The following is an 11,396-nucleotide window of genomic DNA, read 5'->3' on the forward strand; positions in this document are numbered from 1 at the left end:
CGGATGACTGATCTGCTCGATTACGCGGACCAGGTGTGGCGGGGCGAGGCCAGCACCGGCGTCTACCACTCGGGTCGGCTGCGCGAGGACGGCCTGCACGAGGTCGCCGACGGGGTGTGGATGTGGCCGGCCTTCGGCAACGTCTACCTGTTCCCCACCGCCGACGGCCTGTTCTGCTTCGACACCGGCGAGAAGCGCACCGCCGGAGACCTGTTCAACGCGACCCGCGCCCGCACCGACGCACCGCTGCACACCGCGGTGTACTCCCACGGGCACATCGACCACGTCTTCGGCGTCGGGCCGTTCGACGTGGAGGCCGGGGAGCGCGGCTGGCGGCGTCCGACCGTCGTGGCGCACGAGAACACCCCGCCCCGGTTCCGCCGCTACGCCGCGACCGCCGGCTACAACACCGTGATCAACCAGCGGCAGTTCCAATCCCCCGGTTTCCGCTGGCCCACCGAGTACCGCCACCCCGACGTCACCTACCGCGACACCAGCGCGCTGCGCATCGGCGAGCTCGACGTGCAGCTGCGCCACGCCCGCGGCGAGACCGACGACGCGACGATCGCCTGGCTGCCCGAACGGCGGATCCTGTGCTGCGGCGACTTCTTCATCTGGTCGTCCCCGAACCCCGGCAACCCGCAGAAGGTCCAGCGCTACGCCGCCGAGTGGGCCGAGGCGCTGCGCTGGATGGCCGGACTAGGTGCGGAGCTGCTGCTGCCCGGCCACGGCGTGCCCATCGTCGGCGCCGATCGGATCCGCACCGCGCTCACCGACACCGCGGAGTTCTTGCAGACCCTGCACGACCAGACCGTCGAGGCGATGAACGCCGGTGCCACCCTCGACGAGGTCGTCCACGGCGTCACCGCCCCGGCCGAACTGCTGGCCAAGCCCTACCTCAAACCCTCGTACGACGAGCCGGAATTCGTCGTCCGCAACATCTGGCGGCTCTACGGCGGGTGGTACGACGGCAACCCCGCCAACCTCAAACCCGCCCGCACCGAGGACTTCTCCCGCGAGATCGCCGCGCTCGCCGGCGGCGCCGACCGGCTCGCCGCGCGAGCTCGCGAGCTGCTCGCCGCCGGAGAGCACCGGCTGGCCGGTCACTTCGCCCAGCTCGCCGCCGACGCGGCGCCCGACGACCACACCGCGCACGCCACCCGCGCGGAGGTGTTCACCGCACTGGAGAAGGCCGCCACTTCCACCATGGCCAAGGGCGTCTACGCCTGGGCCGCCGCCGAATCGCAGGCCGTCCTCGACGGCACCGACCACGCCGAGCAGCTCCGCACCCGCACCGCGGGCCGCACCCGGTGGGCCATCTAGCAACCGCCCGGGCGCCCGCGGAGACGCCGGAAGGAGAGCGAAGCGATGAACACTCCAGCAGCACAGATCGATGCCATCAGTGCGCGTGCCGCGTCCAGGGGAACCTCGAGACGCGGCTGGGTCGTGATCGCACTGCTGGTGGCCTTCATGCTGATCAACTTCGCGGACAAGGCCGTGCTCGGGCTGGCCGCGAAGCCGATCATGCACGACCTCGGGCTCTCGCCCGCGTCCTACGGCCTGCTCAGCAGCGGGTTCTACTTCCTGTTCAGCATCTCGGCGATCCTCGTCGGTTTCGTCACCAACCGCGTGCAGACGAAGTGGGTGCTGCTCGTGCTGGCGGTGATCTGGGCGCTGACCCAGGCGCCGATGATCGGCACGGTCGGCTTCGGCGTGCTGCTGGCCAGCCGGATCGTGCTGGGTGCGGCCGAGGGCCCGGCCAACCCGGTCGCCATGCACGCCGCGCACAAGTGGTTCCCGAACGAGAAGCGCGGCCTGCCCACCGCGCTGCTCAACGTCGGCGCCGGTCTCGGCGTGGCGGTGGCCGCGCCGCTGCTCACCAAGATCATCGTGACCTACGGCTGGCACTGGGCGTTCTTGGTGCTGTTCGTCATCGGCATGGTGTGGGTGCTGCTGTGGGCGGTGTTCGGGAAGGAAGGCACCGTCGCCGGAAGCGCGTCGATCCACGCCTCTTCCGCGCAGTCCGAAGTGGACGAACCCGCGCTGCCGTACCGCCGGATCCTGCTGAACCGCACGTGGCTGGGCGGCTTCCTCGCCGGTTTCGCCGCCTATTGGGCGCTCTCCCTGCTGGTGGCGTGGGTTCCCGCGTACTTGCAGACCTCGCTGCACTACAGCGCGGTGACCGCGAGTGCGCTCGTGGCCCTGCCCTGGGTCGCTTCGGTGGTGTTCAACGTGTGCCAGGGGGCGCTGACCGACTGGCTGATGCGCCGCGGCGTCTCCAGCCGGATGTCCCGCGGTGTGCTCGGTGGTGTCGCGGTCATGATCTCCGGCCTCGCGATGGTGGTGTTCCCGTTCATGCCCGGAGGCGCGCTCCAGATCGCACTGCTGACCATCGCCTTCAGCCTCGGCGGGATCGTGTTCGCGATCGGCATGACCGTCAACGCCGAGATCAGCCCCACCCGGCAGCGCGGTGCGGTGCTCTCGATCACGGTCGGCATCGTCACCACCGCCGGTCTGATCGCGCCCTACGTGACCGGGCTGATCATCGAGTCCGCCGCCGATCCGACCACCGGCTACGCCATGGCGTTCGCCATCACGGGCGTGCTGTCGATCGTCGGCGGAGCGCTCGCGACGATCTTCGTGCAACCCGAGCGAACCGCTCGCCGACTCGGCTTGCGAGCCGAAGAGCCGACCGCCCGCGCCTAGCCCACCCACGCAGAGAAACCTGGGACCTACCTTTGATCTTTGGTTTTGATGCGCCGCAGGCGCATAGCCCACCTAAGCAGCCTGCACCGCCGCGGGTTCTCAGCGTTCGCCTGACGAGGACAGCCCGCACGCCGTGTATTGGCATACATAAGTCCGGGATCCCGCAGCTCAGGCGGACGCTGAGGTTCCGCCACCCGCACCGCCATGCAAAACGAGTTCGAAAACAGTTTGAGGTGTCGCACGCATGCTCGCCAACAACGCCAACGGCAGCCCGCTGCTCGGTTCGCGTGAAGTCCAGGTCGTCGCGCCCGGGGTGTTCACCATCGGCCTGCAGGGCAACAGCTTGGCCGTCGAGACCGATCAGGGACTGCTGATCATCGATTCCGGGCCGGCACCCCACCTCGTTCCGGGCGCCCTGGAGTCGCTTCGGGAGCACACCGACAAGCCGGTCCGCTGGATCGTCTACAGCCACGGCCACCTCGGCTACAACTACGGCGTGCCCGGTTTCCTCGAGGCCGCGGCCGAACGCGGGGAACCGCGTCCGACCCTGATCGCCCACGAGAACGTCGTCCGCCGCTACCGCCGCTACCTCGAAACCGCCGGGCTGCAGAACCACATCAACACCCGACAGTTCCGCCGGCCGATCGAGGACTTCCCGGTGGTGCCACCGCTGACGTTCCCCGACCAGACCTACCAGGAGTCGCTCACCCTCAGCACCACCGGCCGGACCGTCCGGCTGCTGTGGGCCCCGTCGGAAACCGACGACGTCACGGCGGTGTGGCTACCGGAGGACCGCATCCTCTACGGCAGCGCCGCGGTGATCAACGGCATCCCCAACATCGGCACCCCGATGCGCACCATGCGCGACACCGTCCGCTGGGCCGACACCCTCGACCGGCTCGCCGCGCTGGCCCCGGCGATCTTGATCCCGGAGTTCGGCGATGTCGTGCGCGACCGCCCGGCCGAGCAGCTCACCGCGACCGCTCGCGCTCTGCGCTGGCTGCGCGACGCCGTGGTGGAGAGGCTGAACCGGGGCATGGGCGTCGACGACATCGTGCACGACGTCGACTACCCGGCGGAGCTGTTCGACGTGCCGTGGATGCGGGAGAACTACGGGCACCGCGACTACATCGTGCGCGACGTCGTGCGGTCGGAAACCGGTTGGTGGGACGGCAATCCCACCAACCTGCACCCGAGCAGGCCCGCCGACGCGGCTGCGGTGCGCGCCGATGCCATCACCGACAAGCAGGCCGTGCTCGACCACGCCGCCCGCCTCCGCGACGCCGATCGGGTGCAGGACGCGCTGCACGTCGTCGACCTGCTGGCGCTGGCCCCCGGCGACGATCCCGAGATCCAGCGGGCGCGCGAGCTCAAGGCCGAGCTGTGCGCGTTGCGGGCGAAGCAGGCCACCAGCTACGTTTCCCGCAGCTTCTACCGGGCCTCGAGATGAGCGGGGGGACGCACGTGGAACGCACGACGGCGGTGCGCGTCGGTGAGCTGACCTTCGACGTCGCAACCGCAGGTCCGGAATCCGGCGCACCCGTCGTGCTGCTGCACGGATTCCCCGAAACGCACGCCTGCTGGCGCCAGGTGACGCCGATGCTGACCGCGGCAGGTCTGCGCGTGCTCGCGCCCGATCAACGCGGCTACTCCCCCGGTGCGCGCCCCGAGGGCGTCGACGCCTACCGCATCGAGCACCTCGTGTCCGACGTCATCGGGCTGCTGGACGCACTCGGCATCCCCCGGGCGCACCTGGTCGGCCACGACTGGGGTGCCAACGTGGCGTGGTTCGCCGCCGCGTGGCACCCCGACCGGGTGCGGACCCTGACCGCGCTCTCCGTTCCGCACCCGGCCGCGTTCAACTGGGCGCTGGCCGGCGATGCCGACCAGCAGCGGAGATCGGCCTACATCAAGGCCTTCCGCCGCCCCGGAGTCGAACGCAAACTCCTGGCGGACGACTGCCGACGTCTCCGGGCCAGCTTCGGCGGTGCCGTCGACAGCTCGCTCGTCGAGGAACACCTGCGAGTCCTCCGCGAACCGGCCGCGCTGACCGCGGCCCTGTCCTGGTACCGCGCCTCCACATCGGACTTCGCCGCGCTCGCTCCGATCACCGTGCCCACCACCTACATCTGGAGCGACGAGGACGCCTACCTCGGACGCGCCGGAGCCCTCCGCTGCGGCGAGTTCGTGTCCGGCCAGTACCGCTTCGTCGAACTCCCCGGAGTCAGCCACTGGATCCCCGAACAGGTTCCGCAGCGACTAGCGGACGAAATCCTGCACCAGGTCAGCACCGCATAACCCTCAGCGGTCGAAGAACTCGGTCGCGGCTTCCTTGAAACGGCGGCTGGACACGGCGTTGAGGTGGTGGCGGCGCCCGAGCGAGACGAACGGCGCGTCGAACCCGGCAGCGACCTCGGGTGCGTCCGAAGCGATGTCGTCCTGGTCCCCGGCGGCGAAGAGCACCGGGACCGGTGGCGGACCGTCGAGCCGGCACCCCTCCACCTCGTCGATGCACGAGCCCAGGTCGCCTGCCGACAGCGCCTCCGCAACGCGCTGCATCGAGGCGCGGTCGGCAGGACGCCCGCCGATGCCGCCGAGCGCGAGCCGCCGGACCCGGCCGGGAGCGAGCTTCGCCAGCTCCCAGCCGACCAGACCACCCATCGAGTAAGTCACCACATCCACAGTGGACGCACCAGCTTCGTCCAGCACGGTAAGGACGTCCTGCGCCAGCGACTGCGGCGAGTACCCGGAGGCAGGGCGGTCGCTCTGACCGTGCCCGCGCAGGTCGACCAGGACGTGACCGCGGTCGGCGAGCGCACGCACCCATCCGGTGCGGACCCAGGTGCTCTCGGAGTCCGACGCGAACCCGTGGACCAGCAGCACCGGAGCCGGCCCCGGAGCCGCGTCGTACCAGATCTTCGCGCCGTCCCCGGCGGTGGCGAACACGATCAGTCCTCCGGCGCGGTCAGGCGGACGCGCCGCTTCGGCTTCTTCTCCTCGGGCACGGTCCCGACGATGCCCGCCTGGTCGTCGGAGACGGTGAACGTGACCAGCGAGTCCCCGACCGCCAGCTCCTCGTCCTCGCCGACGTGCAGCCGCGCGATCCAGCCGGACTGCGGCGACGGGATCTCCACCGCCGACTTGGTCGTCTCCAGCTCGACCAGCGGCGCGTTGCGCTCCACCCAGTCGCCCTCCTTGACCAGCCACTCCAGCACCTGAGCGCTGATCAGGCCTTCGCCGAGGTCGGGCAGGGGAAAGGTCACTTCAGCCACGGCGGTACTCCAATGCGGTCTGGACGGCGATCAGGATCCGGTCGATGCTGGGCAGGTACTCGTCCTCCAGCTCCCCCGACGGGTAGGGCACGTCGAAGCCGGTGACCCGCTGCACCGGCGCGCGCAGATCGCCGAAGCAGCGTTCGGTGACCAGCGCGGACACCTCGGCCCCCAGCCCGGCGGTCAGCGGCGCCTCGTGGACCACGACCGCGCGGCGGGTCTTGGCGACGGAGGCGGCCAGGCCGTCGACGTCGATCGGCTTGAGCCAGCGCAGGTCCACGACCTCCAGCTCCACCCCGTCCTCCGCGGCGAGCTCGGCGACCTGTTCGCAGCGGGCGACCATCGCACCCCACGCGACGAGCGTGGCGTGCCGGCCTTCGCGCACCACCCGGCTGGTGCCGGGCGGAATCGGCGCGACCGGCTCGGTGGGGTCGAAGGATTCCCGTTGCCAGTACCGGGACTTGGGCTCCATGAAGATCACCGGGTCGGGGTCGGCGATCGCCTGCCGCAGCAGGTGGTACCCCTGCGACGGCGTGGACGGCGACACCACCTTCAGCCCGGGCACGTGCGCGAACAGCGCCTCCAGGCTCTCCCCGTGGTGCTCCGGCGCGCGGATCCCGCCGAAGCTGGGCAGCCGCAGCGTGATCGGCATGTTCAGCACGCCCCGGCTGCGGTAGTGCATGCGGGCCACCTGGTTCACGATCTGGTCGATCGCCGGGTAGCTGAAGCCGTCGAACTGGATCTCCGGCACCGGGCGCCAGCCGTGCATCGCCAGCCCCACCGCCATGCCCATGATCGCGGACTCGGCCAGCGGCGTGTCGAACACCCGGTGCTCGCCGAACTTGTCCCGGAGGCCGTCGGTCACCCGGAACACGCCGCCGAGCGTGCCGACGTCCTGCCCGAAGATCAGCACCCGGTCGTCGTCCTCGCACGTGTGCTGCAGGGCCAGGTTCAGGGACTGCTGCAAGGACAGCTCAGGCATCGAGGGACTCCTTCCACGCCCGCTGCTGCTCCAGCAGGGCCTTCGTCGGCTCGCGGTAGACGAACGAGAACAGCTCCTCCGCAGGCGGTGCCTGGAGCGCGAGCAGCCCCTCCCGGACCTCGCGCACCACGTTCGCGACGTGTTCCTCGGACGCGGCGACCTCGTCGGCGGGGAGCTGCTTCGCGGCGGCGGCGAGCGGGTCGCGCTCGGTCCACGCCTGCTCGTCCTCCAGCGTCCGGTAGCGGCCGGGATCGTCCGAAGTGGAGTGCGGGCCCATCCGGTAGGTCATCGCTTCGATCACCGTCGGCCCACCGCCGTCGCGCGCCCGGTCCAGCGCGGCGCGGGTCGCCTCGAACACCGCGGACACGTCGTTGCCGTCGACGCGGTGCCCCTCGAAGCCGTACCCCGCGGCGCGAGCGGCGACCGAGCCACCGGCGACCTGCTGGTCGGTGGGCACCGAGATCGCCCACCCGTTGTTCTGGCAGAAGAACACCACCGGGAGCCGGTACACCCCGGCGAAGTTCATCGCCTCGTGCACGTCGCCCTGCGAGCTGGATCCGTCGCCGAAGTACGAGATGGCCGCGCCGCCGGTCTCGTCCAGCTTGGCGCCCATCGCCCAGCCCACGGCGTGCGTCACGGGCCCGCCGACGACCGCGTTGAACGGCGCGAGCCGCGAGGCCTGCGGATCGTAGAGACCGCCGTGCCAGATGTTGAGGTGCGTGGCCAGGTAGGAGACGAGGTCGACGCCCATCGCCACCGCCGCACCGAGATCGCGGTAGCCGGGGAAGGCGAAGTCGCGGCTCAGGTCGAGGGCAGCAGCACTGCCCACCTGCGCGGCCTCCTGCCCCTTGGCCGGCGCGTAGGCGGGCAGCACGCCCTGGCGCTGGAGGGCAATGGCCTCCTCGTCGAGCCGCCGCGCCACCAGCATCAGGCGGTGGAGAGCCTTGAGATCAGCTACGTCCATGGCGGAAGCCTGCGAAACCACCGCCCAACCGTGCAAGTGTCGCCGTCCCAGCTGATCACTCTGCACGATCCGACCGGCAAAGCGTCCCCAACGCTGTACAAATTGCCCAACGATCGACCGCGCACCCAGGAAGCGGCAGCCGCTGTTCAACCCCCGCCACCTCGTTCCGCAGCGGGGGTCCGGCCGCTGTCACCGATGCGCTGCGGCCCGCGCTGGCCGAACTTGTCGGCCCCGTCGTCGCCGAGGCTGTTCACCTCGTGGGCCGGGAAGTCAGGCGGTCGGCGCGGTGAAGCGCAGATCGGTGATCGAGCTCAGATCGATGCCGTAGCGGGCGTAGACCTTGGTGGTGTTCTCCCCGGTGAGCTGGTCCTCGCTGTAGCCGAGCCGGGCGGCGATGGCGATGACCCGTTCTTTGCTTTCGGCTTCGATCTCGGCGTAGGTGGGGATGCGCGGCCAAGTGTCGATCTCGATCTCCGCACCGTCGAGGGTGAAGCTGACGCGCTTGTTCTCCTGGTAGGCCTTGGGCTGGTAGCCGAGCTTGGCGAGGATGGCGTTGGTGGCTTCAAAGTCGTCGACAGCGACCTCGGTTTCCTGGGTGCCGTCAATCCCGTCGTGGAGGATCTCCTTGATCGTCAAGGTGATCTCGCGCCCGGTGTCGCGCAGCCGAATCCACTTCGTGGCGTCACCGGGGGCAATGTCGTAGACGTAGCGGCGCTGCAGCGTTTCGCCGTGCTCGTGCCCGCCTTCGGCGAGGATCCGCTTCTGCAGGATGTCGGCGTCAACGTCGAGGATCTTGGCTTCGTGCTCGATGGGCACTGGCATTCCCTTCGTGTCTGATCAGTCCACAGCGATGGCACTGGGAGCGAGGCGGGCGTACTCCGCCTCGCGAAATCGAGGTAGCCGGGTGGGACGGATCCACTTGACCATGATTCGCCGCCCATCGGACATGCGGTATGCGGTACGTGCCCCGGATACGCCCGCAGTGACGTAGCGGGCCTCGGGGATCGCCCCTCGTTCGTCGAGTACACGCTGGATCGCGTCCAAGGAACGTTGGCCGTGGTCGAGCGAATTGAGCAGGCGCACCGAGTAGCTGTACCGACCTGACAGAGCCTTGACCAGGCAAAACCAAAGGCACCACAAGGCCTGCAAGTGATATCCCCGAACAGGCTTCACAGCCGCATTGACCTGGGATAGCAGCAACAGCACAGCTCACAGAGGCGCAGTTCCACGAGAACGCCAATTTCGCGAGAAATTGGGCTGTTCTGCTGTTTGCGCGAGTGTCAGGTGGGGGTGTCGCCGAGGATGTTGATCGGCTTGCGGCTGCGGATGGTGCCGAACAGCAGTGCCTGGGCGGTGGCGACCATGTGGTCCTGGATGACGGTCTGGGTCTTCACCGGGTCGCCCGATTCGATCGCCGCGACGATCTCGAAGTGCCGGTCCGCGCTCATGTTGGTCAGCGCGCGTTCCAAGCCGCGGTACATGATGCACATGCGGATCGAACCCTCGAGCAGCTTCCACGACCGCAGCAGCGCGTCGTTGTTGGTGAGCTCGCAGAGCAGCTCGTGGAAGGCGAGGTCGGCCTCGATCTGGGCTTCGAGCGAGACCTTCGCGGCTGCGGCCATGTCGTCCACGGCTGCGCGCAGCCGGGCGCAGTGCTGCTCCCGGTAGTAGCTGGCGGCCAGCGTTTCGCCCGCCACCGCCTCCAGCGCGGATCGGACGGTGAAGGTGTTGATGATGTCCTTCTCGTCGATCTGCCGGACCGTGACCCGGCCGCGATCGCCGTAGGAGACCAGGCCTTCCTGCTGCAGTTCGCGCAGCGCCTCGCGCAAGGTGCCGCGGCTGATGCCGAGCTGCTCGGACACCTGCACCTCGCCGAGGTGGGTGCCGGGCGGGAAGGTGCCGGTGGTGATGGCCTGGCGCACGGCGTCGACCGCCATCTGCCGGAGGTTCCGACCGCGTTCCCGACCTGCCTGTGCCTGGCGGCCCACCACTCGCACCCTCCTCGGTCCCTGCTCCCCGACGGTGCTCAGCACCGTTCGTACTCGGCAATCAACTGTACCTTCGCCGCGCTCGGCGACCCGTGGTCGAACTCGTAACCGAGCCACTCGCGCACGAGGCGGCGCGCCAGCTCGATCCCCACCACCCGCTGCCCGAGGGTCAGCACCTGGCAGTCGTTGGACAGCACGGACCGCTCCACGGAGAAGGAGTCGTGGGCGGTGGTGGCGCGAACGCCGGGAACCTTGTTGGCCGACAACGCCATCCCGATGCCGGTGCCGCAGATGAGCAGCGCCCGGTCAGCGGATCCCGCGCGCACGGCCTCGCCCGCGGCGAGCCCGATCTCGGGGTACGGGCGGTGCACGTCCTCGGCATCGCGGTGCACGCCGAGGTCGATCACCTCGCTCACCCGGGGATCGGCGCGCAGGTCTGCGGCGAGGCGTTCCTTGTGGTCCAGTCCGGCGTCGTCGCAGCCGATCGCGATTCGCCAGGTCATCGCTGTTCTCCCGTCAGGTAGTCGCCGATCGTCCGCGCGATCAGGGCCGTGGACACCGCGCCGGGGTCCGGGGTGCCGATGCTGCGCTCGGCCAGCGGGCGGGCCCGTCCCTTGCGCGGCACCAGCTCCGCAGTGCTCCGGGCCGCGCGGTCGGCGGCCTCAGCCGCGCGCGTCCACGCGACACCCGTTGGCGCACCGGCAGCGACCGCGTCCTGCAGTTCGGTCCGGAACGGTTCCAGCGCATCGAGCAACGTCTTGTCCCCGACCGCGGCGCCTCCGAGCGACACGATGCGGCTGGTCAGCGCGTCGACGGCCTTCACCGCCACCTCAGCGCCACCGGCGTGGTCGCCGAGGGCTTCGCCAGCGGCCCGCAGCCCGGCGCCCCACAGGACGCCGGACGTGCCACCCGCTCGCGCGGCCCAGCCGTCCCCGGCGGCCGCGAGGCAGTCCCCGGCTCCAGCCCCGGCCCGCTGGGCCTCCTCCGCGGCGGTCACCGCGGCACCGATGCCGCGGACCATGCCGCGCCCGTGGTCGCCGTCGCCGGCCACGGCATCGATGGCTCCCAGCTCGTCCTCCGCTTCGCCGAGCACCGCGGCCACCCGGCGCAAGGCACCGAGCACGTGATCAGCGAGTTGGCGCGACTCGGCGGAAGCCGGCGCGTACCGAGCCACCGGCTCGACTTCCCGCTGCTCGTCCGCGACCGCCCGCGGCTCCGGCTCGTCGGCCATCCGGCCGCGGCGGAACGCCGGTGTCGACGCCGGGGCCGCCCACAGGCGTTCGAGCTCGTCGTCCAGCCAGGTGAGAGTGAGCGAAACGCCTGCCATGTCGAGGCTCGTGACGAGCTCACCGACCTCGGGGAGCACCGGAACGTGTCCCGACTCGCGCAGCAGCGCGGCCACCGACCGCCACAGCACGAGCAGTTCCTCCTGCTTGACCGAGCCGAGACCGTTGAGCAGCACGGCCACCCGGTCCCCGGCGTCC

Annotated in this window: 12 protein-coding genes; 4 read left to right on the top strand and 8 right to left on the bottom strand. The window is 70.2% G+C overall.

Annotated features, from left to right (window positions below):
• The first annotated feature begins 3 nt into the window (after nt 1-3).
• From ABTZ89_RS06485 to ABTZ89_RS06500, 4 genes are all read left to right on the top strand, one after another.
• Nucleotides 4-1,323 carry an alkyl sulfatase dimerization domain-containing protein gene (locus ABTZ89_RS06485; protein ID WP_351040962.1) on the top strand — a complete coding sequence of 440 codons (1,320 nt, stop codon included), beginning with the start codon at nt 4-6 and terminating at the stop codon, nt 1,321-1,323.
• A gap of 45 nt (nt 1,324-1,368) precedes the next feature.
• Entirely contained in the window at nt 1,369-2,706 is a 1,338-nt protein-coding gene (locus ABTZ89_RS06490) for an MFS transporter (RefSeq protein ID WP_351040964.1), read from the top strand.
• Nucleotides 2,707-2,950: 244 nt separating this feature from the next.
• Complete coding sequence (locus tag ABTZ89_RS06495) at nt 2,951-4,156, top strand: alkyl sulfatase dimerization domain-containing protein (protein ID WP_351040967.1); 1,206 nt, start codon at nt 2,951-2,953, stop codon at nt 4,154-4,156.
• A 14-nt stretch (nt 4,157-4,170) separates the two neighbouring features.
• Nucleotides 4,171-5,004: an alpha/beta fold hydrolase gene (locus ABTZ89_RS06500; RefSeq protein WP_351040970.1), complete on the top strand. Its 834-nt coding sequence runs from the start codon at nt 4,171-4,173 to the stop codon at nt 5,002-5,004.
• A gap of 3 nt (nt 5,005-5,007) precedes the next feature.
• On the opposite strand, the gene ABTZ89_RS06505 is transcribed toward ABTZ89_RS06500, so the two are convergent.
• The 8 genes from ABTZ89_RS06505 to ABTZ89_RS06540 all read right to left on the bottom strand — a co-directional run.
• Nucleotides 5,008-5,652 carry an alpha/beta fold hydrolase gene (locus ABTZ89_RS06505; RefSeq protein ID WP_351040972.1) on the bottom strand — a complete coding sequence of 215 codons (645 nt, stop codon included), beginning with the start codon at nt 5,650-5,652 and terminating at the stop codon, nt 5,008-5,010.
• A gap of 2 nt (nt 5,653-5,654) precedes the next feature.
• The gene (locus ABTZ89_RS06510; RefSeq protein WP_351040974.1) at nt 5,655-5,978 is read right to left on the bottom strand and encodes a biotin/lipoyl-containing protein; all 324 of its coding nucleotides are present in this window, start codon (nt 5,976-5,978) and stop codon (nt 5,655-5,657) included.
• Nucleotides 5,971-6,960, bottom strand: a complete 990-nt coding sequence (locus ABTZ89_RS06515) for an alpha-ketoacid dehydrogenase subunit beta (protein ID WP_351040977.1) — start codon at nt 6,958-6,960, stop codon at nt 5,971-5,973. Before ABTZ89_RS06515 ends, ABTZ89_RS06510 begins: the two co-directional genes overlap by 8 nt.
• Entirely contained in the window at nt 6,953-7,924 is a 972-nt protein-coding gene (locus ABTZ89_RS06520; protein WP_270946523.1) for a thiamine pyrophosphate-dependent enzyme, read from the bottom strand. The genes ABTZ89_RS06515 and ABTZ89_RS06520 overlap by 8 nt, the downstream gene beginning before the upstream one ends.
• A gap of 270 nt (nt 7,925-8,194) precedes the next feature.
• Nucleotides 8,195-8,740, bottom strand: coding sequence for a class IV adenylate cyclase (locus tag ABTZ89_RS06525; protein ID WP_351040981.1), 546 nt, complete (start codon nt 8,738-8,740; stop codon nt 8,195-8,197).
• Nucleotides 8,741-9,204: 464 nt separating this feature from the next.
• Nucleotides 9,205-9,861 carry a GntR family transcriptional regulator gene (locus ABTZ89_RS06530; RefSeq protein WP_270946525.1) on the bottom strand — a complete coding sequence of 219 codons (657 nt, stop codon included), beginning with the start codon at nt 9,859-9,861 and terminating at the stop codon, nt 9,205-9,207.
• An 89-nt stretch (nt 9,862-9,950) separates the two neighbouring features.
• On the bottom strand, nt 9,951-10,415 hold the full coding sequence (locus ABTZ89_RS06535) for a ribose-5-phosphate isomerase (RefSeq protein WP_270946526.1): 465 nt from the start codon (nt 10,413-10,415) through the stop codon (nt 9,951-9,953).
• A partial coding sequence (locus ABTZ89_RS06540; RefSeq protein ID WP_351040984.1) for a DAK2 domain-containing protein occupies nt 10,412-11,396 on the bottom strand: 985 nt, incomplete at its 5' end. The genes ABTZ89_RS06540 and ABTZ89_RS06535, both read right to left, overlap by 4 nt.

The organism is Saccharopolyspora sp. NPDC002686 (genome assembly GCF_040295745.1).
Classification (GTDB): domain Bacteria; phylum Actinomycetota; class Actinomycetes; order Mycobacteriales; family Pseudonocardiaceae; genus Saccharopolyspora; species Saccharopolyspora oryzae.